The sequence below is a fragment of the Klebsiella sp. 64 genome (assembly GCF_018223915.1).
Lineage (GTDB): Bacteria > Pseudomonadota > Gammaproteobacteria > Enterobacterales > Enterobacteriaceae > Klebsiella > Klebsiella pneumoniae.
The window spans coordinates 38,309-62,453 of sequence record NZ_JAGRQZ010000019.1 but is presented as its reverse complement, the minus strand read 5'-3'; the positions used below and the strand labels follow the sequence as shown (position 1 = coordinate 62,453).

Here is a 24,145-nt window from a genome sequence, read left to right as displayed (position 1 = left end):
CCCGGTGGCCGTCAGAACCAGGTCTCCATTTGCATACCGAACGACCATTCGCCGCCCGATTTGAATCCGTTGCTGCCTAACGCGTCATCGTTGGCGTAGTTGTCCAGTTTTTTGCTCCAGTCCATCCACGATGTATAGAAGCGGATCTCCGGCCGCGAGAAGAAGTCGCCGATGCTGCCCACCTTGAAGGTCGGGGCGAAGGTCAGCTTGTAGAAGCTGCCATTGACCGCATGGCGATCGTTGTAGCCTTCAGGCTGCAGATCCATGTACTGATAGCTGCCCTCCCAGGCGAGGGCGAAGTTCTGCGTCACTTCCTGAATCAGACGCAGGTTGAGGGTGGCCCACTGATAGCTGTCGCCATCGACATAACGATCTTTACTGCTCTGCGCCAGCACGGCCGGGGCAATAAACCAGCGATCGCTCAGCGGCGTAGTGCCATAGCTGGCGAAGCGCCAGGTATTGGCCCCCGGGCGCAGCGCGCCGTCGGAGCCGATGCCTTTAACCTCGGCGCCCAGCCCGTGGCCGTACAGCAGGGCCGTTTTGCTGGTCCCGTCGCGCAGGCCATAGAAGCTCTCATTGTGCAGGCCCAGCAGGGCATGAACCCCGGTGTTAGCGGCATCGCCTTTCACCAGATTGCCGTTCGCGTCCTGGCGGTCGTCATTATCTTTCGCCCGCATCCCGCTGACCATCATCTGCACCGGGCCGGCAAAGTTATTCATGCTGACGATATAGTTCTGCACGCTGTTGCTGCTGTCGGCGATATCGCCAAAGTTGCGGCCGTATAACGAGAAGTTGCTGCGCAGGCTGTCGTTCCATTTCACGTCGTAGATCCCGCCGCCGGTCCCGGCGAGGAACACCACATCCGAGTCAATCCAGTGGATGTCGAAGTTGTCGCGGTCAAAGCGTTTCCCGGCCCACAGGGTCGAGCCTTTGAACGGGCCTTCGAAGGTCGGCAGATTGCCCAGCTCGACGAACGCCTGGCGTACGTTCAGGTCGCTGCTGCTTGCCGTCCAGTCGTTATAGGTGGTCTGTCCGTCGGCCACCATCACTTTGAAACGGGTGGTCGCCCCGTTGTCCAGGGTCTGTTTATGTTCGAGGTTCATTTCCACATAGGTGTCGGCCTGGTTGCCCAGGCGACCAATGGCGCCGCCGGTCTCCCCGGCGGGGGTCATATAAGCGCCGGATTTGGTACTGGCGGCCGAGTCGTTCATGATCACCCCGGAACGCGCATAGCCGTGGAACTCAAAGCCGCCGGGCCGTTCGGCTTTTTCTTCCAGTTGAGTGGTGCGCCTGGCCACCTGCTGGGTGGTGGCCTGGGTTTGCTGCTGCTGCTGGGTTAACTGCTGAACTTTCTGCTCCGCTGAGGCGGCGCGGCTTTCGGCAGTGCTGGCGCGGGTCTCGGCGTCCTGCAGGCGTTTTTCCAGGGCGGCGAGACGCGCTTCAATGCTGTTCAGGTCTGTCTGCCCATGGGCGGCGGCGGTGCCGGTTAGCAAAGCAATAAGAATGGCTAACTTCCGTTTTTTATACATGTTGGTGACATCCAAAGGTAAATCAGTGAGTGTGCTAATGTTTGCTAAACCGGTTTAGTTGATATGGTAAACATGTCGGTAACGCGGTGAAAATAAAAATTGCTAAACCGGTTTAAGAATTGTGATGTCGCCAGCAAAGTGGGCCGTTAACCGGCCCAAGGGGATCACAGCGAGCGCTGAAGATCGTCCCTGTAGGGCAGGGCGGTCATGGCGCCTTTGGCGGTGGTGGCCAGCGCGCCGCAGGTTTGCGCCAGCGCGAGGTCGGGAGCCAGGGCTGCGAGGTTGTCCGGGATACCGTGGGCGGCGAGGCCGGCGAGTAGCCCGGCGACAAAGGCATCGCCGGCGCCGGTGGTATCGACGGCCACCACCGGGCGGGCAGGGAAGTGGCTAACCTGCCCGCGCAGGGCGGCCTGTACCCCCGCTTTACCCTGGGTCACCAGCAGTAGCGTCGGCTGGAAGCGGGCGTTCAGCCGGGCGATGCCGCTGACGATGTCGTCGCTGCCGCTGATAAACGCCAGCTCCTCTTCCGAAAGTTTTATGGCGTCGGCGAGGGCCAGCGCCCGGTCGAGACAGTCGCGAAGGTCCTGCGGATCCTGCCACAGGTCGCTGCGGATATTGGGGTCGAAGCTGACATAGCCCCCGGCGCGCTTTATCGCCTCCATCGCCGCGAATGTCGTGCTGCGGCTCGGCTCCGCGCTGAGAGCGATGGAGCAGACGTGCAGCCACTGACCGGCGGCAAACGGCGGGAGATCCTCGGGCTGAAGGAACAGGTCGGCGCTCGGACGGACCATAAAGGTAAAGGTGCGCTCCCCGTGGCTATCGAGATCGACCACCACCGTGGAGGTGCGCTGCGCCGCATCGAGGCGCATATAGTTCACATCCACTTGCTCCTGCGCCAGGGTGTGAAGCATAAAACGGCCGAAGGGATCGTCGCCGACGCGGCCGATAAACCCGCTGTCACCGCCGAGCCGCGCCACACCGACCGCCACGTTGGCCGGCGCGCCGCCGGGGCATTGTAGCAGGCGGCCCTCTCCATCGGGCAGGAGATCGACGACCGCATCGCCGAGTACCCAGATTTTTCCATTCATACGACAAGCTCCTCTAAGCTAAACTTTATTAAACCGGTTTAGCTCATTAAAGCACAGCCCACCGGTAAGCGGAACGATTGGGTCACGAAACAGGGAGGCGAGGGTAAAAAATGTGAGCCAGGCGGAATATTTCGCCACTCCAGATCTGGACTTTTCCTTCCCCACCCGCTTAGGTATAGTTCACCAGGTCGCGGTTAGCCCCGCCGCGGTGGCCAAAGGTAAAGGAGTGCGTAGCGCGATGAACCCCAGTTTTGGCGATATTTACGATCGGTACCAGAAGCTGACGCTGACTACGCATCTGCCGGCGGTGATCGCCTGCAGTGAAACGCTGAGTTTGGGCAAAGACCAGGGCTTTATTCCGCAGCCGGGCTATCTCTACTTTCTGCTGCAGGGGCAAATGACATTGGCCTTTGGCGATGAGCAGAACCTGGTCGGGATTGTTATCGCGCATATGCCGTTAGGATTACTGGAACATTATTGTCCGTCGGTCGCGCTCTATTATCAGTGTCTGGGCGAGTGCCAGCTGGCGAAAATAACCGCCAGCGATTTTGAGCGAATATTCTTTCATTCGTCGCCGGGCTATATGCAAGAGCTGACCACGATCCTGGCCTATATGGGCATATTTGCCCTTGATGCCCACTATGAACGCGGCAGCCAGACCAGCTTTCAGACCATTAAATCGATGCTGTCGCGCTATTTATATCGCGGCGAAATTGATGGGGGTCAGCATGAGAGCCTGTCGGCATTTATTATTAAACGAACCAATCTCTCGCGCAGCTATGTGTACCAGGTGCTGGCCGCGCTGCGCGAGGGGGGATATATCACGGTGAAAAAAGGCAAGCTGATCTCCATCGACCGTCATATTCCTGAGAAATTCTAAATCCGATTCGGCAGATTCACGCCATCACGTTGCTATTACCGCCAGGGAAAGCGCTAAGCGCGCTTTTTCCCCCGGCCCCGTTACGCCTGAATCTGGCTGTTTTATTTATTTAACCTTGCACTCTGGAGTTATTTTATGACCCTGGACTATGTGGCGCTGGCCATTCTGATCGCCGTGGCCTTAATACTTTTTTATGGCGTGATTGTTATTCACGATATTCCTTATGAAATCGCCAAAGAGCGGCGTCATCCTCATCAGGATGCGATTCATTATGCCGGTTGGGTCAGCTTATTTACCCTCCACGCGCTGTGGCCCTTGTTATGGATCTGGGCGACGCTGTGGCGCGAAGACCGCGGATGGGGGATGCGCCACATTGCCGACGAGCAGCAGGCGCTGCATCAGCGTCTGGAAACGGTGGTCCAGCAGCTGGAACAGGTCCAGCGCGAGGTGGACGTTCTGAAAGCGAAGGAGGCAAAATAATGGAAACGTTAATGTTGCTGACCTACGCCGCGCTATGCATCGTGGTGTTTAAAGTTTTTCGCATCCCGCTCAATAAGTGGACCGTGCCGACGGCGGTGCTCGGCGGTATCGCCCTGATTGGCGCGGTGATCTTCGGGATGAACTACAACTTCCCTTATACCGACGTCGGTAACCAGGTGTTTCGCACCGTGCCGATTGTGTCGCAGGTACGCGGCCGGGTGCAGAGCGTACCGGTGAAGCCTAACCAGATGCTGCATAAGGGCGATGTGCTGTTTACCCTCGACCCGACGCCGTTCCAGGCGAAAGTGGACGATCTGCAGGCGCAGATAAAAGCAGCCAGTCAGGATGCGCTCTCCTTAAACGCGGCGTTAAGCCAGGCGCAGGCCGAGCTGAGCCGTGCGGTGGCCCAGCGCGACCAGTCGCGGCGGGAGTATGCCCGCTATCGGGAGGGCCATGCCCAGGGCGCCTTCTCCGATCAAATGGTTGATACCCGTCTGCAGACGTGGAAAGCCGATGAAGCCAGCGTCAGCGCGGCTCAGGCGAAGGTGGTTCAGGCGCGTAATGCGCTGGACTCGGTGGTGAAGGGCAAAAACACCACCGTGGCCTCCCTGCTGGCGCAGCTGCAAAAGGCGCAGTTTCAGCTGGAGAACACCGTCGTCCGCGCCCCGGAGGATGGCTATGTCAGTACCGTCGGCTTACGGCCGGGCACCATGTCCACTGCGCTGGGGATGATCCCGCTGATGACCTTTGTGCCGGTGGAGGGCGCCGCCTCGCGGGAGTACGTCGCGGCATTTCGCCAGAACGCCCTGCAGCGTCTGCACAAAGGCGAGCCCGCGGAGCTGATGTTTCCGGCTATCCCGGGCACCGTCTTTCGCGGAGAAGTGGCCGACGTGCTGCCGGCGATTGGCGAGAGCCAGTTCCAGGGGCAGGGCAAATTGCTGACCACAGACGCGCTCAATACCCATGGCCGGGCGCTGGTGGTGCTGAAGGTGACCGATCCGCGATTTGCCGAATACGCTCTGCCGCAGGGGGCTACCCTCGAGGCGGCGGTCTACTCGGATCATCTGAAAGAGCTGTCGCTGATCAGGAAGATCCTGATCCGTATGAAAAGCTGGGAAAACTATATCTATCTCGATCACTAAGCCGGCGGGCGCGGGGCGGACGAACCGCCCCGCGCCGCGGTCAGGCCTCGCTGTCCACCAGGCCGTCAATAATCACCTGCCGCACCCCCTGCGAACAGGGTTCAATACGCCCGCGCACCCCATAGACGGCCGCCAGAGTCTCGGGGGTGATGACCGCGGCCGGGGTGCCGTCGCCGAGCAGCTGGCCCGCCTTGAGCATCAGCACGTGGTCGGCGTGACGCAGGGCAATATTGATGTCGTGCACCACCACCAGGGTCACGATGTTGCGCCGCCGGGTCTCCCGGCGCACCAGATCCATCACGTGAAATTGGTAGTTGAGGTCAAGGGCGCTGAGCGGTTCGTCGAGCAGCAGCAGGCGCGGCTGGCGGATCAGCGACTGGGCGAGACCCACCAGCTGCTTTTGCCCGCCGGAGAGCTGATCGAGGTAGCTCATCGCCAGATGGGCAATCCCCAGCTGTCGCAGCAGCGCCATCACTTCCTCCTGGCGCTGCGGACTGTGGCGTCCTCCGGCGGCGCGCTGGGCAACGATTATCGACTCCAGCACATGCAGATGCACGCCGGCGGGTAGCGTCTGCGGAAGATAGACCACCTGCTCTGCGCGACGTGAGAACGGCTGCGTCAGCAGATTTTCCCCCTCCAGCAGCAGCTCGCCGCGGCAGGGGCCCAGACCCGCCATCGCCCGCATTAACGTTGATTTACCGCTGCCGTTTGGCCCCAGCAGCGCGGTGATTTTCCCTCGCGGCAGATGGGGAACCGTCAGGTTCTCGATCACCTTGCGTCTGGGGTAGCCGGCGCTGAAGTGAGACAGCGACAGCCCGGATAATGTCTGGTCGCTCATACCTGCCCCCGATGACGTAAAATGATGCTCAAAAAGAACGGGACCCCGACCAGGGAAGTGACGATCCCCACCGGAATAATGGCCCCGGGGATCAGGTTTTTCGAGGCGATGGAGGCCAGGGAGAGCACCAGGGCGCCGATCAGCGCGCTGGCGGGCAGGTAAAAGCGATGGTCTTCGCCGAAGAGCATCCGCGCAATATGCGGCGCCACCAGGCCGATAAAGCCGATTGGCCCGACAAAGGCCACCGAAAGCGCCGACAGAATGCTGATCCGCAGCAGCGTGGTCAGGCGCAGACGGCGAACGTTAATGCCAAAGCTGATGGCCCGGTCCTCGCCCAACCGCAGGGCGGTCAGCTTCCACGCGCTGCGCAGCGACAGGGGCATCACCAGCGCCAGGGCGACCAACAGGATGGCGACTTTGCTCCAGGAGGCGCGATCGATGCTGCCCATGGTCCAGAACACCAGCCCCTGCAGCGTGTCTTCGTTGGCGATGAACTGCAGCATCGAGACCAGAGCGTTAAAGGTAAAGACCAGCGCGATGCCGAACAGAATGACGCCGGAGGTGGCCACCTGGGTCCAGCGGGTGATGCCGTCCAGCAGCAGGGCAGCCAGCAGGGCGAAGATAAAGGCGTTGGCCGAGATAAACCACTGGCCGGGAATACCGGGCAGGCCAATACCGAGCACAATCGCCAGCGCGGCGCCAAACGCCGCAGCCGAGGAGACGCCGAGGGTAAACGGGCTGGCCAGCGGGTTATTGAGGATGGTCTGCATTTCGGCGCCGGCCAGTCCCAGCGCCAGACCGACGATAATCGCCATCACCGCATAGGGCAGACGGATATCCCAGACGATGGCGCGCGTGCCCGGATCGGCGCTGGCCGGATCGGTTAACGTCTGCCACAGGTTCTGCAGCGGCAGACCGGAGGGGCCGAGCATAAAATCGAGCAGCAGCGACGCGACAATCAACAGCGCCAGCAGGAGGATCAGCAGCAGACGGCGACGCACGATACGGCGATAATCATTCATCACGCCAGAGGTCCCGGCGGGCAGCCCGTCGAGCACGGAGTCGGAGGTTAAACGCATGCCGGATTACTCGCTCTGCTGCCAGGAGAAGACGAACGGCTGGTCCGGCAGGTCGGTGAAATGGCGCACGATATAATGGTACGTCTCATCCGGGTTGAGATCGCCGAAAGCCTGCGGGTAGATATCTTTCGCCAGGTATTCCATGCCGACAATATTCCACGGGTGGTTATAGAAGTGGTGATAAACGCCATAGGCCCGCTTTTCCTGTACCGCCGGGATCTGGCTGACCCCAGGTCGCGCCAGCAGCGTCTGCGCCTGGGCCTTCACCGCCTCTGGCTTAACCGCATAACCCAGGGGCAGCACCTGGCTGTTGCCGCGCTTCGAGCCGGTCATGATCCAGGCGTCGGGCTTCATGCTGATGATTTTCTCCAGCGAGACGAACCCGGAGGCGCCCGGCAGCAGCTGCGAACCGATATTGTTCGCCCCGACCGCCTCTACCAGCCCGCCCCAGCCGCTGTGGCCATGAGTAAAGCAGCAGGCGTCGCTGTTGCCGGCCAGCGCTTCCACGAAGACGTTGGCCTTCGGCGTGATGGCCGCGGTTTTCTGGCGAATCGTCTGCAGCTGCTGACGATAGTAATCGGTAAAGGCTTTGGCCTGGCTCTCGCGGTTAAGGACTTTGCCCAGCAGGTCGATGCTGGGGGCGGTATCTTTCGCCGGGTCGATCTCATAGTCGACAAACAGCACCGGAACGTGCAGGGCGCTGAGCTTGTCGATGACGCCGCTCTCCATCAGCGCTGGCCTGGCGCGCAGCTGGGCGATCATCAGATCCGGCTGACGGGCGATGACGCTTTCAAGATCGACGTTCCCTTTATCGCTGAAGCCCATGTCAAGGATCGTGGCCGACTGCGGCCACGTCGTTTTCAGCATCTGCCAGGTGGCAACATCCTGCTTTTTCGCCAGATTATTCCATGCCACCAGCCGTTTAAACGGATTGTCCCGGTCCAGCAGGGCGAGGGTCATAATGTCGCGACCATCCTGCAAAATAATACGCTGCGGCTCTTTGGCGAGGGTGACCTGCCGGCCGTCAAGGTCCGTGACCGTCAGGGGATATTGGGTTGCATAGCTGAGGAGGGGCGTCGCGAGCAGCGCAGTAAGTAACAGCGATCTTACTGATTTTCTTGCCATAAAATGAGTTCCGTTTGCCAATTTATAAATATAATGATTCTGAGAATTATTCTCGAGTAAACGTCAACGGCAAGTATATCAAGGGCAAATTTCATAAAATGTAACAAACATGTTGGAAATTATGCCAACGCCGACAGGGCGCGCGCGGCGGCAGCATTTTCTGCCAAGGCTGGAGGTCGAAGACGTTTTTCAGGCTAATTCCTAATGTCATCCCCGGTTCGTTGTGCCATCCTGAATGCGACTCATAACACGACACGTGAGAGAGGATATTATGAAAAAAGCAATGATTGCGTTATCGGCTATTCTGGTTGCGGCTCCGGTTTTTGCTGCGACAACACATGCAACAGATGATACCGTCGCGGCGGCGAATGCCAACGCCAACACCGCTAAAGAGAAGCTGCATCAGGCCCAGCACGAGGGCGAAGAGCAGCAGCTGAAGGCGAAACACGCCGCCGAAGGCAAGCAGGACAGCGTCGGCAGCCAGGTGAGCGAAGGCGCGCAGAAAACCTGGAACAAGACCAAAGAAGGCACCGAGAAGGGGTGGGATAAGACCAAAGAGGTCAGTGAAAAAGGCTGGAATGCCACCAAATCCGGTGCGGAAAAGGGCTGGGATAAAACCAAAACCGGCGCCGAAGAATTAAAAAATAAAGTGACTGAATAAGTCCTTTAACCTGTCTGAATAAAGGTCGCGAAAGCGGCCTTTTTTATTGCCCCGCCATCAGCACAACCTCTTCCCGACAGCCAATGCCAGGAATCGTCCTGGTTAACCAGTTACTCACTCTTTCTTCACATTTGCCCGGTACAAAGGAGCTGAATCAGGAGGTGTACCATGAAAAAGATGATTTCTCTGGCAGTAATTTTATCCTGTGTGCTGAGCGTCCCGGCCTTTGCCGATGGCCCGAACGACGGCCATCGTCCGGGGCAACCCACGGTGTGGCAGAACGGTCCGGACCATGACGGGCATGCGCCGCAGGGCGGACCTGACGCGCATCATCAGGGCGACCATGACCAGCGTGGCCCGGATCGCGACGGCCATGACAAACGCGATCTGGCACGTCATGAGCAGGACCATTTCGCCTGGCGCGGGAACGATTTCCGCAAAGGCCACCCGGCTCCGGCGCCGTTCCGTGGCGATGAATATCGCGTCCGCGACTGGAGCGACCGCGGCCTGCCGCCCCCGCCGGAAGGCCATCACTGGTCCTATATCGACGGTAACTATGTGCTGATCGCCGCGGCGACCGGGATCATCACCTCGATTCTGGTGAGCGGCGCCCTCGGCCACTAAATGCGCTGCTCCGCGACGCCGGGTCAGGAAAAGCCTGATCCGGCGATGGCGCACTCGCGGAAAGCTACGGATCCAGCGCATCATCCGGCCAGTATTTATAACCATTGATCGTTGCCTAGGTGGACAGTTCTTTTTCGGTCAGATGATAAACGTTGACCTTCGAGAGCAACGAGGCGGTATCTGATGCCACGCCGCTGGAGGCGGCGGCGATCGGCGCGCTGCAGCCCGCCAGCGTGACGATAGCGAGAAGGAAAAGCCTCTGTAATTGCCTGCCCATTTATTTTATATAACGCTGGATGTGGCCGTGCAGGGTAGGGTAAATAACGGGAAACCCTCAAAAAAATAAACTTTTATTTTTTAATTGCACTATTTTGATTATTCATTGCGCTGTGGTGAGTGGATTATTAAATAAGATGCGTCCATTCCAGGTATTAGAAATGCTGCTTGCATAAACTTTTCATCGCGATACCGTGATAAGTCCTTAATTTATTTCCCGGAGAGCGGCATGAGTGATTATGTAATTCCAGAAATTAAAGCGACGGAAGCGGAAATGATTTCTATCCGTCATTATTTACATGCCAATCCGGAATTAAGTCTTGAAGAGTTTAATACCAGCGAACTGGTCGCCAGCAAGCTGACGGAGTGGGGCTATCAGGTGACGCGCGGTCTCGGCAAGACCGGCGTGATCGGCAGCCTGAGCAAAGGCGATTCTCCGCGCACCATCGGCCTACGCGCCGATATGGATGCCCTGCCGATCGAGGAAACCACCGGTTTACCCTGGGCCAGCACGGCGCCAGGAAAAATGCACGCCTGCGGCCATGACGGTCACACCACCATTCTGCTGGCGGCGGCGAAATATATCGCCTCTCCGGCCTGTCAGTTCAACGGCACGGTGCATCTGATTTTTCAGCCGGCGGAAGAGGCTATCGGCGGCGCGGATTTAATGATTAAAGACGGCCTGTTCGAGCAGTTCCCCTGCGAACGCATCTTTGGCTTGCACAACATGCCAGGCCTGCCTGTAGGCAAGCTGGGCTTCTACGCCGGCAACTTCATGGCCTCGGCGGACACCGTCAAAATCACGATTACCGGCTACGGCGGCCACGGCGCCCACCCCGAGCGCACCGTCGACCCGATCGTCGCCGGTGCGGCGCTGGTGATGGCCCTGCAGAGCATTGTGGCGCGCAACGTGCCGCCGGGGGAAACGGCAGTGGTCAGCGTCGGCACCTTCCAGGCCGGTATCGCCTCCAACGTCATTCCGGAGAGCGCGGTGATGGAGCTGAGCGTGCGGGCGATGAAGCCGGAAATCCGCGACCTGCTGATCAAGCGTATTCACGAGCTCGCTGACTTTACCGCCAAAAGCTATGGCGCCAGCAGCGTAGTGGAGGTTTACGACTCCTATCCGGTATTAACCAACAGTCCTGAAGAGACCGATTTCGCCCGGGCGCTGGCGCTGGAGGTGTTTGGCCGCGAAGGGGTCCTGGAGTCGGTCTCGCCGATGAACGCCAGCGAGGATTTCGCTTTTATGCTGCGCGAACGCCCAGGCAGCTACTTCCTGCTCGGCAATGGCGAGAAAGGGGAGAAGGGCGGTTGCATGGTGCACAACCCCGGCTACGACTTTAACGATGACATTATCACCACCGGCGCGACGCTGTTCGCCCGTCTGGTGGAAAAACACTGTCGCTAATCTCTGGAGAAGAACGCGAATGAAAAAATCACTGTTGCTATGGCTGGCATTAATGGCGTCGACGTCGGCGCTGGCCGAAGGGGGAAAGGAGATCCGCTTCGGCGTCGACCCGACTTTCGCGCCGTTTGAATGGAAAGATCCGCAGGGCAAGCTGGCGGGGTTTGATATCGATTTAGGCAACGCCATTTGTCAGCAGCTGCAGGCGAAATGCGTGTGGGTGGAAAGCAATTTCGACGGCATTATCCCGGCGCTGAAGGCGCGTAAATTCGACGCGATCCTTTCCGGGATGTACATGACCGAGAAGCGCAAAGCGCAGATTGCCTTTAGCGACAAGTTGTATAACGGACCGGTGTTCCTCGTGGCGCGTAAAAATACCCTGCAAGGCAATACGCCGGAACAGCTGAAGGGCAAAACCATCGGCGTGGAGCAGGGCTCGGCGCAGGAGACGTATGTTAACCAGCACTGGCGGCCGCAGGGGATAAACATTGTGGCCTACCAGGGGGCCGATAGCGTGGTGCGTGACCTGGAGTCGGGGCGCATCGACGGCGCGGTGCTCTCCGGGATGATGGCCGACTACAGCTTCCTGCAGCAGCCGCAGGGTAAGGAATTCGCCTTTGTCGGCGGCCATCTGCAGGACGATACGCTGTTTGGCGCCGGGGCGGCGATAGGTTTGCGTAAAGACGATGAGGCGCTGCGTCAGGAAATTAACGGCGCGATTGCGAAGATTCTTGCCGACGGCACCTATAAAAAATTAGCTGGCAAATATTTTAGCTTTGATGTTTATTCCGGGACATAATGTCAGAGTGTACCTGCGGGCGTGGAGCGCCCGCCGTAAGATTCCTTTTCTGATTATCCAATCGACCTCCTCTCCTGACCCCTGTGGTTACCTGAGGGAAGCAGAATATAAGCTAAGGAGTACTCGGCATGATGACACGTCCTTTGGGCAAAACCGGATTTTCCATCGCCCCATTAGTCTTTGGCGGCAACGTCTTTGGCTGGACCATCGATGAAAAAACCAGTTTTGCTCTTCTTGATGCTTTCGTTGACCACGGTTTTGACGCTATCGATACGGCGGATGTTTATTCCCGCTGGGCGGAGGGCAACCAGGGCGGCGAATCTGAAACCATAATCGGCCGCTGGCTACAGGCGCGCCCCGGCATGCGTGATAAAGTCAAAATTTTCACCAAAGTCGGCTCCGATCTCGGCCTCCCCGGCCATAAAGGGCTCAGCAAAGCCTGGATCCAACAGGCGGTTGACGACTCTCTGCGTCGCCTGAATACCGATTATATCGACCTCTACTTCTCCCACTGGCCGGATCCGCAAACCCCGGTGGCGGAAACGCTGGAGGCCTTCCACAGCCTGCAGCAGGCCGGAAAAATCCGCGCGATGGGGGCCTCTAACCTCGATGCGATGCAGCTGGCGGGGGCGCTGGAGGTGGCGCGTAAGGGCGGCTTGCCTGCGTGGCAGGTGCTGCAGCCGGAATATAACCTCTACCACCGCTCTGCGTTTGAAGGCGCGCTGTGCGATCTCTGCGTCAGCCGCGATATCGGGGTGGTGACCTACTACAGCCTGGCCTCGGGGTTCTTAACCGGTAAGTACCGCCAGCCGTCGGATCTGACACAGAGCCAGCGCGGAAGCGGGATTGGTAAGTACCTGAATCCGCGCGGCATGCGGATTATCGATACCCTGGCGGCGGTCGCGGACGAGCAGGGCGCGAAGCCGGCTGAGGTGGCCCTGGCGTGGCTGATCGGCCGCGAAGGGGTGACCGCGCCGATCGCCAGCGCCACCAGCGTGGCTCAGGTGGAGAGTTTTGCCCGCGCGGCGGCGCTGAGCCTGAGCGCGGAGCAAGTGGCGCGGCTGGACGGCGCCAGCGCCTGAGGCAATCCCTCTTCCCGGCGGGGAGAGGGGGGAAGGCTATACATGACGCGGAGCGTAGGCCGGGTAAGGCGCCAGCCGCCACCCGGCAAAATAACGGCGCAACCGGAAATGTCCCTGCCCGCGCTGCGCTTAGCAGGGCTACAGCTTCTATGTTACTTCCGGGCCGATTGCGCTCCCGGTTAATTGTCTGCGTTATGGCAGTCATGGTGCAGGGAGCGCACAGGGGGCGGCCAGTCGCCGCCGCCCCCTGTACCCCCGGGCTCCGGCCAGCAACATCGCCGCTGCGCGGTACCTTCGACTTATCCCTGCAGGCTTCGGGTCGGGCCGAGGCAGCGTCCGTGCAAAACACGGCCCTCAGCCCGCATCCATGCGGGCTGCCCCGGCCTTCCGGGAACGTCTCAGCGATGTTGAGGCCGCAACAGCGGCAGTTTCAGCAAGAATGGTGAATAAATTAACGGCAGGCCGCACGGACCGTAGGCCGGGTAAGGCGCCAGCCGCCACCCGGCATAAAAGCGGCTCCGTGCCTGATGGCATCGCCCGGTGGCGCAGCGTTTACCGGGCCTACGGGGTGCGAGCCTGTGAGGGCCCCGGCAATAAAGCGGCTCTGTGCCTGATGGCATCGCCCGGTGGCGCTGCGCTTACCGGGCCTACGAGGTGTGATCCTGTGAGAGGCTCCTGTAGGCCGGGTAAGGCGCCAGCCGCCACCCGGCAATAAAGCGGCTCTGTGCCTGATAGCATCGCCCGGTGGCGCTGCGCTTACCGGGCCTGCGAGGTGTGAGCCTGTGAGAGGCCCCGGTAGGCCGGGTAAGGCGCAGCCGCCACCCGGCGAAATGACGGGTGCGGTGCCTGAAAGCGTGCCCGGCGGCGCCCTACTATTCCTGATGGCGGGTGACGTTGAGGATCTTCGCGCTGGCGCCGACCGGAAAATTGCTGAGGGCGCCGAAATCGCTGCCCTGATAGCCCATGATCTTGCCGTCAGTGCGCATCTGCTGCAGATCGATGAGGATCACCCCCAGCGTGGGAATGATTTTCTCCCGCCAGACGAACAGATAGAGATCCTCAGCCACCTGCACATAGTGGCAGCGATCGACATCCGCCAGCCCCTTTTCCACGCCGTCCAGACACTGCCAGGCGTAAAAATTGTCGTTGAGATAGATGTGTTCATAACGCTCGGTCGGGCTGTAGGTGTACTGATTGCGCATGCCAATGAGCGCATCGGTAAAGCCCGGCAGCGGCCCCGGCTGGGCATCCAGGCGGGCGAAGACGAAACGGGCCTCAACCGCGGTCAGCGGCAACCCTTGTTCTACCCGGCTGAAGGCGTCCAGCCGCGCGGCGGCTTCGTCCGGTAGCTGGCCGTATACCAGCGTGGCATTGCGCTGCGTCAGGTTGCATACCGCGCTAATGCTGGCGTTATCCCGCTCCGGGTCAAGGAAGTCGATAAACAGAATGTCCGGGCGCAGGGCGGTCGCTCGCCAGGGGGCGCGCTTGCCGTTCCAGCTTAGCGTCTGCTCATCTTCGATAACCAGCTGCTGCGGCTCGCTCCCGGCGACATAAAAGGTAAAGTTTTCGCCGGCGGGCAGGCTGGCGGTAGCCAGCAGGTTACCGTGCGGCGCAAAACCATCGGCCAGCGCGCCGACCTGGATAAATACGGCTTCTGAAGTCATAGGGGCTCCTGAACAGAGTAGGGCGTTAGGCAAACGCCAGAGTGGGAACATCGACGATACTGGCCCCGCCGTCGGCGACCAGCGTAGCGCCGCTGATGATGGCGGCCTGCGGAGAGCAGAGAAACTGACAGGCCTCGGCTATCTCCTCGGGGCTGGCGGGGCGGCGCAGCGGAACATCGCGACAGACCCGCTGATAAGCCTCAGCCAGCGACAGCCCTTCCGCCTGCATCAGCGGGTGCATCTCTTCATCCGCCATCGGCGTCGTGACCCAGCCGGGACAGATGGCGTTAGCGCGTACCCCCTTGGGGCCATAATCGCGGGCGACGGAGCGCATCAGGCCGATTAAAGCGTGTTTGGCGGTGACGTAGCCGCAGGCCTGCGGCCCGGCGGCCAGAGAGGCGATGGAGGCGACAAACAGCACATTGCCGCGGCGGGCAATCAGCGAAGGCAGACAGGCGCGAACGCTGGCGAAGGCGCTGGTGAGATTGCCGTCCAGCGCCTCGCGCCACTGGCGGTCGCTGGTCTCGGCGGCGGGGCTGTTGCCCATCCCGCCGGCGCTGCAGATGAGGACATCAATCCCGCCGGTCTGGTCGAGGATGGCCGGCAGCAGCCGCTGGCGCCACACCTCGCCGTCGGCGGCATCGCCCACCAGCGCCGTGGCGCCGGTCTCATTGGCGACAGCCTGCAGCGGCGCTTCGCGCCGTCCGGTAATAAACACCCGGTCGCCCGCGGCGCGCATCAGCCGCGCGCAGGCGGCGCCAATTCCGGTTCCACCGCCGGTAATTACCACGACTCTCGCCATCCGCACTCTCCTGTAATGGGGTTTCCGATTACCTTAAAAAGCGCGTCAGGTCCCGGCTATCGCCCGGAAGAACGATAGCCGTGGTGGTTAATGGATCTCGCTCACAGGGATCGCCTGCGGCGCAGGCACCGGCTTCATGGTGGCGGGGTCGACTGCCAGATAGCGCCCGGTTTTGCTGTCGATGCCGACGTAGTCGATCATTTTGCCCTGCGCTTTGGTAACCATGGTGCGCTTAGCAAATGCCTCGTAGGCCTCGCTCATGGCTTTGACCCGATCGGGATGTTCGGCCGCGACATCATGCGTCTCCAGCGGGTCGTCGTGCAGATTAAACAGCTGCCACGGCGCGTCGCCGGCGGTGAGGCCGCGCGGCACCAGCCGTCGCAGCTTCCATTCGCCATCGACCCATGCCGCCTGATGATGCAGTTCAACCCCGTAGTTGCCGCGCGGCGGCTCCTGTACTTCGCCGGTGAGATAGCGCTTAAAGCTGACGCCGATCATCGGCAACACCGGCTTCTTCGCCAGCGACTTGTTCGGATCGATGCCGGCGAACTCATATAGCGTCGGCGCCACGTCATACACCGCCATCGTCGAGGCGTCGATTTTACCGTGGCGGGTGATCCCGGGACCGGAGATCATAAAGTCGGTATTGATGCCGCCCTGGGCGCTGGTGGTTTTGTGATAATTGGCGTAGGGGGCGTTGCTGACGTTGGCCCAGTGGGGGCCGTAGGAGACAAATGATCCTTTGCGGCCGACGTTGTCATAGCTGTTATCGAACTGCTTCCAGAATTCCGGGGTAGATTCGTAGTAGAAACCCTGCGCCGGGTTGGCGCCGTTATCGGTTAAAAAGACCAGCAGGGTATTTTTATCGCGCCCGGTTTGTTTCAGCGTCTCCATCAGGGTGCCGATTTGCGCGTCCATATTGGCGATCATCGCCGCATACACCTGCATCACTTTCGCCGTATATTTCTGCTGCTCTGGCGTTAGCGCTTCCCACTCTTTATCCAGCTCCAGATGCGGCAGCGGGGTATCGTCATGGATAATTCCCAGCGCTTTCAGGCGGGCGATGCGCTGGCGATAGACCTCGGCGTAACCCTGCTCATACTGGCCTTTGAAGCGCTTAATCCACTCGTCCGGCGCCTGCAGGGGATCATGAGGGGCGGTGAAGGCCAGCCAGGCGAAGACCGGCTGTTCCTTCGGCGTCGCTTTAATCCAGCTGTTCATCTGGCGGGCGTAGGCTTCGCTGGAGTAAAAATCATCCGGTAGGGAGACGCGCTCGCCGTCGCGGGTGTAGTAGGTGTGGAAGGCTTCAACGGTCCCCAGCGGTATCGCGTCGTTAAAGTGGCTGGTGCCGCCGCCCATAAAGGCGAAGGCGTGATTAAAGCCGCGATCTTTCGGCGTGGCGCCGGGAACAAAACCGAGGTGCCATTTACCGGCCATCAGGGTGTTATACCCCGCGTCTTTAAAGCGCTCGGCCATGGTGGTGACGCGGTCGGTCAGCCGCAGCTCGTAGCCCTCCTTGCCAATGGTGCTGTCGTACCACCACATGCCGCCCATCCCAGCCTGCTGGTTACTGTTGCCGGTGAGCAGCATTGAGCGCGCCGGGGCCGACATCGGCGAGGTGTAATACTGGCTCATGCGCATTCCCTGCTCGGCCATCGCCTGCAGGTTGGGGGTGGGGATCTCGCCGCCAAAGGGGCTGATGTCCGAGTAGCCCATATCATCGGCGATAATCACGATGACGTTTGGACGCTCCTGCTGCGCGGCGTGCGCGCCACCGGCGAGGATCATGCTGACCGCCGCGGCCATGGCTTTTTTGTTCACGACTGACTCTCCTGTTCAGAGGGGGATATCATCAGGGTAAGGCGCTACGCAGTATGCGCAGTCCCAACAAACGCGGCCCGCCAGGCCTTCAGGCCATTAAGGTCGCGGGAAAAGGGGCGTAATGGTGCGAGGATGTCGCTAAAGAAGCGGTAGTAGCCTCCGCAGAGGCGGTTGTTGCCTGCGGCGTTGAGATGCGCCGGGCAGCCGCCCTGGCAGACCATTTTTACCGAGCAAGTCTGGCATTCGCGGCGCAGACTTTTCTGCTGACCGAAAGGCAGTTGCACCGAGGCGTCGACCGCGGCGGCAAGCGTCTGCTCGTCAAGGCGGCCCAGCCGATGTTCGGCGTTGATCAGGTGGTCGCAGGCGTAGAGCTGTCCGTCGGGCTCCATCACCAGGTTGCTGCCGCAGCGGGCGCTGTGCACGCAGCTGCCGCTGGTATGAGTGAAATACTGCGCCCACGCCTGTTCGATATTGATAACGAACACCCGCCCTCTATCGCAGCGCTTCCGCCACTGTCGCCAGATGCCGACCATAAAACGTCCCCAGTTATCGGCGCTGAGCTGGTATCCTTCGCGCAGGGCCGCGCCTTCGCTCATCAGCGGCTGAAACTGCAGATAGCGCGCGCCGAGGCTGACCAGCCGGTCATAAATCGCCGCCGCGTGGGCCGCCATCTCGTTATGCACCACCACCAGCAGATTAAAGTCCACCTGATGCTGATGGAGCAGGTCAATGCCGCGCAGCGCCGCCGACCAGGTCGACCGGCCGCGTTTATCCGGACGATGGTAGTCCTGCAGCGCTTCGTTGCCTTCGAGGCTCAACCCGATAATAAAGCCATGTTCGCGGAACAGTCGGCACCATGCGTCGTTGATCAGCGTCCCGTTGGTCTGCAGGCTGTTGCTGATAGTCACGCCGTCGGGGGCATAGCGCTCCTGCAGGGCGAGCGCTTTTTTGTAGAAGCTCAGGCCGGCCAGCAGCGGCTCGCCCCCCTGCCAGACAAAGTTGATTTCCCGCGCGCCGGCGGGCTGGGCGGCAATATAGCGGCGGATAAACTGCTCCAGCCGCGCGTCATCCATCTTGTTGACCGGCGTTTCGTCCTGCGGGTAATAGCAATAGCGGCAGGCGAGATTGCAGGCGGGGCCAATCGGCTTCATCAGAATATGAAACGGCACCGGCGAGCGCGGCTCAGCGGCCAGCGGAATTTGCTGCTGGCGCAGGGCGGCGATATTCAGCATCGGCTTATCCTCGGTTAATGACCGGTGCTGTTGATATTATTTTGGCAACAGCGGGTCTGGCGTAATCACATGATTAAGCCGCGGCGAAAATTAATTGCATCCTGTTAAGGGTATAAGTGAAAAAAAACAAAAATCCATCGTTCTTTAGGATGAGAATCACGCGTCGGGAATAGGGTTTTTTTATCACCAGGGGCAGGTACGCCGGGTGTTAATCTTATTTGTTTATGTTTTAACGCCGCTATCGTAAAGCATGGCCGGGGTGTTTTTTAAATGCTTTATATAACAGTGTATTGCTGAAAATTTTGTAACGGCTATCACATTGTTAATATGTTAATGATTGTGTTACTTAAATGTGAAATGTATGCTTCAATTATCAGTAGTCATCCATGTGTCATGTACCATCATCTCGACGGGGAGGCCCTATCATGTCTGCTTTGTTAAAAGCCAGCCGTAATGATGCGATAATAGCCCGTTGTTTACAGACTATTTCCCAGTTAATTCCACTAACTTCAGCGGTGTTTTATCGAGTAAATAATCGTTTAAAACCCGAAAACTATATATTGCATAATATTTCCGATAATACGCACCAACAATATCTGGAAAACTTCCAGCCGCTGGATCCGCTTCTGCCGTCGCACTTTAGCCACCAGAACACCACCGTGGCGGCGATGACGCCGCGGCTCTGCGACCGCAACCGGCATTACTATCATGAATTTATGTTGCCGAATAACGTGCGCGACATGACCGAGATCTTTATCCGCCGCGAGCGGCGGATCGTCGCCGGTATCTCGCTGATGCGCGACGTGCCTTTCTCCAGCGAAGAGCGCCAGCGGGCCCAGGCGGTGCTGCCGCTGGTAGAGCTGGCCATTCGCGACTGCCTGCAGGAAGAAGATGATCTGCCCGCCATCCTGACGGCGAAAGAGCGGGAAATCGTCGGCATGGTGCGCGAAGGCGCCAGCAATAAGCTGATTGCCCGCCAGCTGGATATCTCGCTCTCGACGGTAAAAACGCACCTGCGCAATATTTTCGCCAAGACCGAAGTGGTCAATCGTACCGAACTGGTTTCCCGAACCTGGATGCCGGCCGCTCAGCGTACGCTGCATCTGTAATCTGACTTTCGCATCCCGCGCGCGCCGTGGCAGCACGGCGTTTTCCTGATGCCTGTGGGTATCACTCCCTGGAGGATCCTCCGGGGGGAGGCTTTTTTGACCGGAGCACGCCCTACGATGTCGAGTACACCTCTCACTGATAATGCGCTTTCCCGGCCCGCCGGGCTGATGGTGTCCCTGCGTTTGCTGGCGGCGATCGTGATTTTTGCCGCTATTGCGCCGGGTATTCTGATGACCGCGCCGGCGGTGGCGGCGCAGCTGGCCAGCGAATGGCAGCTAAAACCCGGGCAGATCGGCTGGCTGTTCTCAGCGGAGCTGGGGGCGATGAGCCTGGCGACGCTCCCGGCGTGGTGGTGGATGAGCCGCCTCGACTGGCGGCGGGTTGCCCTGACGGCCGGGGTGGTGTTTCTGGCCGCCAACCTCGCCTCGGCGGTGGTCACCCAGTACGAGACGCTGCTGGCGGCGCGCTTTATCGCCTCGCTGGCGGGCGGCACGTTGATGATTTTGTGCATCAGCTGCGCGGCCGGAACGCCGAACCCGTCGCGGGTCTACGCCTTCTGGGTGCTCGGGCAACTGCTGTTAGGGATGCTTGGCCTGCTGGCGCTGCCCGGCCTGTTCGCGACCTTTGGCCTGAAGGTGGTGTATCTGATCCTCGCCGCCATCATGCTCTGCTGTTTGCCGCTGGTATCCGCTTTCCCTCCGCGCTTTCAACCGCTTTCAGTCTCCCGCCAGCAGCCGTCGACGGCGCTGTGGCGTCAGGCGCTGGCGGTGCTCACTTTCTATATCAGCCTCAGCGCCGTGTGGACCTTTATCGGCACCATCGGCAGCGCGGCGGGGCTGAGCCCGACGCAGGTCGGTCTGGTGCTGGCGGCGGCGACGGTTTGCGGCATTATCGGCGCCGGCGGCGCGGCCCTGCGCGGCACCCGGCGGGCCGATCGTTTACCGGTGTGGCTGGGCTACGGCCTGTTGATCGTCAGCGTTGGGCTGCTGATCGGCCAGCCGCTGCTGGTGCGTTACGCCATCGCGGCGCTGCTGTTTAAGTTCACCTGGACCTTCGTGCTGCCCTTTATTCTCGCCCGCGTGGCCGGGCTCGATAACAGCGGTCGGCTAATGAACAGCATCAATCTGGTGATCGGCGGCGGCATGGCGGCTGGCCCGGCGCTTGCGGGGGCCTTACTGCAACACTTCGCCAGCGCCGACCCGCTGCTGGCGGCGGCAGGCGTCTGCGCGCTGCTGTCACTGATTTTAATTGTGGCGGCGTCCGCCGCCGGGAAGGCTTAGCCCACGGGAGGATAGAGTGAAAAGAAAAACCGGTTTCTTCTTTGATGAACGTTGTTTCCGGCACAGTACCGGTCTGCACGCGGTGACGCTGCCGGTGGGCGGGTGGGTACAGCCGCCCGCCGGCGGCGGTCATGCTGAATCGCCAGAGACCAAACGGCGGATGAAAAACCTGATGGATGTCTCCGGGCTGACGCCGCAGCTGGCGCTGCGCAGCGCGGCGCCGGCGAGCCTTGAGGACCTGCGGCGGATCCACCCCGACAGCTATCTGGAGCGCTTCAAGGCGATAAGCGATAACGGCGGCGGCATGCTCGGCAAAGAGGCGCCGCTGGGGCCGGGCAGTTATGAAATCGCCTGTCTTTCCGCCGGGCTGGCCTGTGCGGCGGTGGAAGCGGTGCTGAAGGGGGAGCTGGATAACGCCTATTCGCTGTCGCGCCCGCCCGGACACCACTGCCTGCCGGACCAGTCGATGGGATTTTGTTTCCTCGCCAATATTCCCATTGCCGTCGAGCGAGCGAAAGCGCAGCTGGGGCTGGGCAAGGTGGCGATCATTGACTGGGATGTTCACCACGGCAACGGCACCCAGCATATCTACCTGCAGCGCGACGATGTACTGACTATCTCCTTGCATCAGGACGGCTGCTTCCCGCCGGGCTACGCCGGCGAGGACGATCGCGGCGTGGGCGCGGGCGAAGGTTACAACATCAATATTCCGCTGTTGGCCGGGGCGGGGGATGACAGCTGGCGCTATGCGCTGGAAACTATCGTTATTCCGGCGCTGGCGCGTTTTGAGCCGGAGCTGATTATTATCGCCTGCGGCTATGACGCCAACGCCATGGATCCATTAGCGCGGATGCAGCTGCACAGCGATAGCTTCCGGGCGATGACCGAACAGGTCCAGCAGGCGGCGGATCGCCTGTGCGGCGGGAAACTGGTGATGGTGCACGAGGGCGGCTACGCCGAATCCTACGTGCCGTTCTGCGGCCTGGCGGTGATGGAAGCCCTGAGCGGCATCCGCACTGAGGTCCAGGATCCGCTGCTGGAATTTATTCAACAGCAGCAGCCGCGCGCCACGTTCGCGCAGTTCCAGCGCCAGGCCATCGATCGGCTGGCGCAGCAGTTTGGTTTGCTATAAACCACCTCAGCTTCCCCGCGGTGATGGCGGGGAAGTCAATGCTTTCTCTTCTGCGATTTCACCGCGCATCCACTGACTTACCGCCTGATTAATCATCGCCAGCACGCTGAGCAGCAGCATCCGCTGCTGGGCTTCCAGCCGCAGATAACGGCGCAGCGGCGGCATTTTACAGACCACTTCGCTGGCGGCCCAGGGTTCAATGCCGCAGCGCCAGCCGCTATCGTCAAAGGTCAACGAAAAGCGGCGGTAGTCCAGCTCGCTTAAGGTCTGCTGGAGATTAGGAAAACCGTTGAGATAGCCAGCGAGTTCCGCGCTCTCTTTACTGCCGATAAAGCGGATTGGCAGGCGTTTTAGCCAGCCGGATTGGTGGGCGCGGATCTTGCCGCGAGCGGGCCGGGTCACCGGCCCCTCGACGACAAACTCGCAGCTGTGAATGCTGGCCATAAACAGCCGCTTCTGACGCACGCTGAAGGTGACGGCGATGGCGTCGTTCAAGCGCAGCAGCGCGCTGCGTTCGCTCAGCTTTTCGCTGGGCCAGCCCGCCAGATCGCGCTGCACCGCGTTCATTAACGGCGTTTCAAACCAGGGGACGGAGGACATCTGGCGTCATCTCCCCGCGGGTCTGTTTTTCATAATTGTTGATGGCGCGCTCCACCACCTCTTCCACTACCAGCGGCTTGAACGGATTGACGCGCTGCACGCACACCGTCCAGAACAGGGCGTAAGCGGCGGTCAGGCCGAGCATTATGCCGAACGGCACCAGCACCTGGCGGCTGTCCATCCCGGGCGGCGTGATATTGACGATAGCGATGATGATCCCGACGCTGGAGATAATCTGCGGCAGCGGGAACCACGGCGAGCGGTAGGCGCGCGGCAGGTCCGGGCGGCGAATGCGCAGCATCACCACCGACAGAGTAACCAGCAGATAGGCGACGCCCCAGGCGCAGACCGCGGCGAGGATCAGCGGCACGATGCGGTCCAGATCGCCGTTCAGATACCAGGCGTGCAGGCAGGGGATCGCCACCCCGATGGCAATGGCGATCACCGGCGTCTTAAAGCGCGGATGCAGCCAGGTCAGGAAACGGGGCAGCGCGCCGTCCAGCGCCATGCCGTAGATAATACGCGGCACGGCGGCCATCAGCGTATTGATGGTGGCGCAGCCGGCCAACAGTAGCCCGACCCCCAGCCAGTACTGGCCGGCGTGGCCCATCACCCGTTCGGCGAAGGCCGGGATCGCCATCGGTGTATCCAGCAGATGGACGTTGTTGGCCGCGTCGAGCACGGTATTCTCCACCTGGCGGTTGATCGCCGCGCCGTAGATAAACATGCAGCTGGCGACCCCCAGCAGGCCCAGCGCCATCGCCCGCGGTATGGTGCGGTGGGCCTGTTTGATCTCCGGCGCCATCGGCGTCACCAGTTCGCAACCGACGAACATAAACATCGCCATGCCGATATAGCCGAACAGGCCGTTGATATCGCTAACGTTCAGCGGCGTGCCGAACCAGCCGGAAAGATGAGTCACCGGCGCCATAAAAATGCCGCACAGGCCGAAAATGGTCAGCGTGGTCCACATGCCGAAGGTCAGCACCACTTCGACCTTGCCGAAGATTTCCACGCCGATGGCGTTGAGCAAGCCGAAAATCACCACCATGCCGACGCCCACCATCCAGGTATTCTGGTGGGCGGCCATCTGGGCGTTAATCGACTCGAAGTTCACCAGCGCCATAATGCCCGCCAGGATCGTCTCCGCCGTCCCGGCGAAGATATGGACGATCAGATAGGCGCACAGCGCGCCGGTGATAGCGAAGAAGCGGCCCATGCCGCAGGAGATATAGTCGTACACCGAACCGGTGGTGGGAATGAGCGTCGCCGCCTCGGCAAAGGTGGTGACCTGCGCCTGCATCATAATAAAGGCCAGCAGCACCGCCAGCGCGAAGGTATCGCCGCCCATGCCGAAGCCGCTGGTGACCGTCAGGATCACCGGGCTGGCCATGATCAGCCCGACGGAGCTGGCGAGGGTGGTCGGGAAGCCGACGACGCCGCGCTCAAGATGGCTGGCGAGTCTGTTACTAAACATAGTCAACCTCTGCACAATA

At 60.5% G+C, this 24,145-nt stretch carries 23 protein-coding genes; 12 read left to right on the top strand and 11 right to left on the bottom strand.

Annotation, left to right across the window (positions count from 1 at the left end; translation table 11 throughout):
- Nucleotides 1–11: 11 nt before the first annotated feature.
- Both KHQ23_RS14955 and KHQ23_RS14950 read right to left on the bottom strand, forming a co-directional pair.
- A complete protein-coding gene (locus KHQ23_RS14955; protein ID WP_004147437.1) occupies nucleotides 12–1,529 on the bottom strand; it encodes a carbohydrate porin in 1,518 nt (505 codons plus the stop codon).
- Between the two features lie 164 nt (nucleotides 1,530–1,693).
- Nucleotides 1,694–2,617: an aminoimidazole riboside kinase gene (locus tag KHQ23_RS14950; RefSeq protein ID WP_004183254.1), complete on the bottom strand. Its 924-nt coding sequence runs from the start codon at nucleotides 2,615–2,617 to the stop codon at nucleotides 1,694–1,696.
- A gap of 238 nt (nucleotides 2,618–2,855) precedes the next feature.
- Here KHQ23_RS14950 and KHQ23_RS14945 point away from each other — a divergent pair, with 238 nt between their 5' ends.
- From KHQ23_RS14945 to KHQ23_RS14935, 3 genes are all read left to right on the top strand, one after another.
- A complete protein-coding gene (locus KHQ23_RS14945; RefSeq protein ID WP_004151802.1) occupies nucleotides 2,856–3,497 on the top strand; it encodes a helix-turn-helix domain-containing protein in 642 nt (213 codons plus the stop codon).
- A gap of 135 nt (nucleotides 3,498–3,632) precedes the next feature.
- Entirely contained in the window at nucleotides 3,633–3,977 is a 345-nt protein-coding gene (locus KHQ23_RS14940) for a DUF3302 domain-containing protein (protein WP_002892695.1), read from the top strand.
- Nucleotides 3,977–5,119 carry an HlyD family secretion protein gene (locus KHQ23_RS14935; RefSeq protein ID WP_002892697.1) on the top strand — a complete coding sequence of 381 codons (1,143 nt, stop codon included), beginning with the start codon at nucleotides 3,977–3,979 and terminating at the stop codon, nucleotides 5,117–5,119. Before KHQ23_RS14940 ends, KHQ23_RS14935 begins: the two co-directional genes overlap by 1 nt.
- Before the next feature lie 40 nt (nucleotides 5,120–5,159).
- Here KHQ23_RS14935 and KHQ23_RS14930 read toward each other — a convergent pair whose 3' ends face one another.
- The 3 genes from KHQ23_RS14930 to KHQ23_RS14920 are packed head-to-tail and all read right to left on the bottom strand — an operon-like array spanning nucleotide 5,160 to nucleotide 8,161.
- On the bottom strand, nucleotides 5,160–5,957 hold the full coding sequence (locus KHQ23_RS14930) for an ABC transporter ATP-binding protein (protein WP_002892698.1): 798 nt from the start codon (nucleotides 5,955–5,957) through the stop codon (nucleotides 5,160–5,162).
- On the bottom strand, nucleotides 5,954–6,982 hold the full coding sequence (locus tag KHQ23_RS14925) for an iron ABC transporter permease (RefSeq protein ID WP_072159394.1): 1,029 nt from the start codon (nucleotides 6,980–6,982) through the stop codon (nucleotides 5,954–5,956). Before KHQ23_RS14925 ends, KHQ23_RS14930 begins: the two co-directional genes overlap by 4 nt.
- Before the next feature lie 60 nt (nucleotides 6,983–7,042).
- A complete protein-coding gene (locus tag KHQ23_RS14920) occupies nucleotides 7,043–8,161 on the bottom strand; it encodes an ABC transporter substrate-binding protein (protein ID WP_029602944.1) in 1,119 nt (372 codons plus the stop codon).
- 271 nt (nucleotides 8,162–8,432) lie between these two features.
- Here KHQ23_RS14920 and KHQ23_RS14915 point away from each other — a divergent pair, with 271 nt between their 5' ends.
- The 6 genes from KHQ23_RS14915 (at nucleotide 8,433) to KHQ23_RS14890 (ending at nucleotide 13,008) form a co-directional block, all read left to right on the top strand.
- Nucleotides 8,433–8,822: a hypothetical protein gene (locus tag KHQ23_RS14915; RefSeq protein ID WP_002892699.1), complete on the top strand. Its 390-nt coding sequence runs from the start codon at nucleotides 8,433–8,435 to the stop codon at nucleotides 8,820–8,822.
- Between the two features lie 168 nt (nucleotides 8,823–8,990).
- Nucleotides 8,991–9,446, top strand: a complete 456-nt coding sequence (locus tag KHQ23_RS14910; RefSeq protein ID WP_002892701.1) for an RcnB family protein — start codon at nucleotides 8,991–8,993, stop codon at nucleotides 9,444–9,446.
- Between the two features lie 152 nt (nucleotides 9,447–9,598).
- Nucleotides 9,599–9,736 (top strand): hypothetical protein, encoded by a 138-nt coding sequence (locus KHQ23_RS26335; RefSeq protein WP_032434158.1) that lies wholly within the window; start codon nucleotides 9,599–9,601, stop codon nucleotides 9,734–9,736.
- Between the two features lie 215 nt (nucleotides 9,737–9,951).
- Nucleotides 9,952–11,130 (top strand): M20 aminoacylase family protein, encoded by a 1,179-nt coding sequence (locus tag KHQ23_RS14900; RefSeq protein ID WP_032421086.1) that lies wholly within the window; start codon nucleotides 9,952–9,954, stop codon nucleotides 11,128–11,130.
- Nucleotides 11,131–11,149: 19 nt separating this feature from the next.
- Complete coding sequence (locus tag KHQ23_RS14895; RefSeq protein ID WP_002892707.1) at nucleotides 11,150–11,926, top strand: ABC transporter substrate-binding protein; 777 nt, start codon at nucleotides 11,150–11,152, stop codon at nucleotides 11,924–11,926.
- Between the two features lie 128 nt (nucleotides 11,927–12,054).
- A complete protein-coding gene (locus KHQ23_RS14890) occupies nucleotides 12,055–13,008 on the top strand; it encodes an aldo/keto reductase (RefSeq protein WP_004147443.1) in 954 nt (317 codons plus the stop codon).
- Between the two features lie 872 nt (nucleotides 13,009–13,880).
- Here KHQ23_RS14890 and KHQ23_RS14885 read toward each other — a convergent pair.
- From KHQ23_RS14885 to KHQ23_RS14870, 4 genes are all read right to left on the bottom strand, one after another.
- Nucleotides 13,881–14,672: a MoaF C-terminal domain-containing protein gene (locus KHQ23_RS14885; RefSeq protein ID WP_004151806.1), complete on the bottom strand. Its 792-nt coding sequence runs from the start codon at nucleotides 14,670–14,672 to the stop codon at nucleotides 13,881–13,883.
- Nucleotides 14,673–14,697: 25 nt separating this feature from the next.
- Nucleotides 14,698–15,474, bottom strand: a complete 777-nt coding sequence (locus tag KHQ23_RS14880; RefSeq protein ID WP_032434159.1) for an SDR family NAD(P)-dependent oxidoreductase — start codon at nucleotides 15,472–15,474, stop codon at nucleotides 14,698–14,700.
- Between the two features lie 87 nt (nucleotides 15,475–15,561).
- Entirely contained in the window at nucleotides 15,562–17,295 is a 1,734-nt protein-coding gene (locus KHQ23_RS14875; protein ID WP_004893684.1) for an arylsulfatase, read from the bottom strand.
- A 44-nt stretch (nucleotides 17,296–17,339) separates the two neighbouring features.
- Complete coding sequence (locus KHQ23_RS14870) at nucleotides 17,340–18,527, bottom strand: anaerobic sulfatase maturase (protein WP_032434160.1); 1,188 nt, start codon at nucleotides 18,525–18,527, stop codon at nucleotides 17,340–17,342.
- A gap of 425 nt (nucleotides 18,528–18,952) precedes the next feature.
- Between KHQ23_RS14870 and KHQ23_RS14865 the strand changes: the two genes are divergently transcribed.
- From KHQ23_RS14865 to KHQ23_RS14855, 3 genes are all read left to right on the top strand, one after another.
- Complete coding sequence (locus KHQ23_RS14865; protein ID WP_002892774.1) at nucleotides 18,953–19,636, top strand: LuxR family transcriptional regulator; 684 nt, start codon at nucleotides 18,953–18,955, stop codon at nucleotides 19,634–19,636.
- A gap of 117 nt (nucleotides 19,637–19,753) precedes the next feature.
- Nucleotides 19,754–20,917, top strand: a complete 1,164-nt coding sequence (locus KHQ23_RS14860; RefSeq protein ID WP_032434161.1) for an MFS transporter — start codon at nucleotides 19,754–19,756, stop codon at nucleotides 20,915–20,917.
- Nucleotides 20,918–20,933: 16 nt separating this feature from the next.
- Nucleotides 20,934–22,049: a class II histone deacetylase gene (locus KHQ23_RS14855; protein WP_073553729.1), complete on the top strand. Its 1,116-nt coding sequence runs from the start codon at nucleotides 20,934–20,936 to the stop codon at nucleotides 22,047–22,049.
- Between the two features lie 6 nt (nucleotides 22,050–22,055).
- Here the strand turns inward: KHQ23_RS14855 and KHQ23_RS14850 are convergent, their stop codons facing one another.
- Both KHQ23_RS14850 and KHQ23_RS14845 read right to left on the bottom strand, forming a co-directional pair.
- On the bottom strand, nucleotides 22,056–22,649 hold the full coding sequence (locus KHQ23_RS14850) for a DUF3156 family protein (protein WP_032434162.1): 594 nt from the start codon (nucleotides 22,647–22,649) through the stop codon (nucleotides 22,056–22,058).
- The gene (locus tag KHQ23_RS14845) at nucleotides 22,627–24,126 is read right to left on the bottom strand and encodes an APC family permease (protein ID WP_002892820.1); all 1,500 of its coding nucleotides are present in this window, start codon (nucleotides 24,124–24,126) and stop codon (nucleotides 22,627–22,629) included. Before KHQ23_RS14845 ends, KHQ23_RS14850 begins: the two co-directional genes overlap by 23 nt.
- Between the last annotated feature and the right edge of the window lie 19 nt (nucleotides 24,127–24,145).

Bases quoted from the DNA above. Each gene is read 5' to 3' on its own strand.
- KHQ23_RS14955 (WP_004147437.1), bottom strand. From the start codon at position 1,529: ATGTATAAAAAACGGAAGTTAGCCATTCTTATTGCTTTGCTAACCGGC.
- KHQ23_RS14950 (WP_004183254.1), bottom strand. From the start codon at position 2,617: ATGAATGGAAAAATCTGGGTACTCGGCGATGCGGTCGTCGATCTCCTG.
- KHQ23_RS14945 (WP_004151802.1), top strand. From the start codon at position 2,856: ATGAACCCCAGTTTTGGCGATATTTACGATCGGTACCAGAAGCTGACG.
- KHQ23_RS14940 (WP_002892695.1), top strand. From the start codon at position 3,633: ATGACCCTGGACTATGTGGCGCTGGCCATTCTGATCGCCGTGGCCTTA.
- KHQ23_RS14935 (WP_002892697.1), top strand. From the start codon at position 3,977: ATGGAAACGTTAATGTTGCTGACCTACGCCGCGCTATGCATCGTGGTG.
- KHQ23_RS14930 (WP_002892698.1), bottom strand. From the start codon at position 5,957: ATGAGCGACCAGACATTATCCGGGCTGTCGCTGTCTCACTTCAGCGCC.
- KHQ23_RS14920 (WP_029602944.1), bottom strand. From the start codon at position 8,161: ATGGCAAGAAAATCAGTAAGATCGCTGTTACTTACTGCGCTGCTCGCG.
- KHQ23_RS14915 (WP_002892699.1), top strand. From the start codon at position 8,433: ATGAAAAAAGCAATGATTGCGTTATCGGCTATTCTGGTTGCGGCTCCG.
- KHQ23_RS14910 (WP_002892701.1), top strand. From the start codon at position 8,991: ATGAAAAAGATGATTTCTCTGGCAGTAATTTTATCCTGTGTGCTGAGC.
- KHQ23_RS14900 (WP_032421086.1), top strand. From the start codon at position 9,952: ATGAGTGATTATGTAATTCCAGAAATTAAAGCGACGGAAGCGGAAATG.
- KHQ23_RS14895 (WP_002892707.1), top strand. From the start codon at position 11,150: ATGAAAAAATCACTGTTGCTATGGCTGGCATTAATGGCGTCGACGTCG.
- KHQ23_RS14890 (WP_004147443.1), top strand. From the start codon at position 12,055: ATGATGACACGTCCTTTGGGCAAAACCGGATTTTCCATCGCCCCATTA.
- KHQ23_RS14885 (WP_004151806.1), bottom strand. From the start codon at position 14,672: ATGACTTCAGAAGCCGTATTTATCCAGGTCGGCGCGCTGGCCGATGGT.
- KHQ23_RS14880 (WP_032434159.1), bottom strand. From the start codon at position 15,474: ATGGCGAGAGTCGTGGTAATTACCGGCGGTGGAACCGGAATTGGCGCC.
- KHQ23_RS14870 (WP_032434160.1), bottom strand. From the start codon at position 18,527: ATGCTGAATATCGCCGCCCTGCGCCAGCAGCAAATTCCGCTGGCCGCT.
- KHQ23_RS14865 (WP_002892774.1), top strand. From the start codon at position 18,953: ATGTCTGCTTTGTTAAAAGCCAGCCGTAATGATGCGATAATAGCCCGT.
- KHQ23_RS14860 (WP_032434161.1), top strand. From the start codon at position 19,754: ATGTCGAGTACACCTCTCACTGATAATGCGCTTTCCCGGCCCGCCGGG.
- KHQ23_RS14850 (WP_032434162.1), bottom strand. From the start codon at position 22,649: ATGTCCTCCGTCCCCTGGTTTGAAACGCCGTTAATGAACGCGGTGCAG.
- KHQ23_RS14845 (WP_002892820.1), bottom strand. From the start codon at position 24,126: ATGTTTAGTAACAGACTCGCCAGCCATCTTGAGCGCGGCGTCGTCGGC.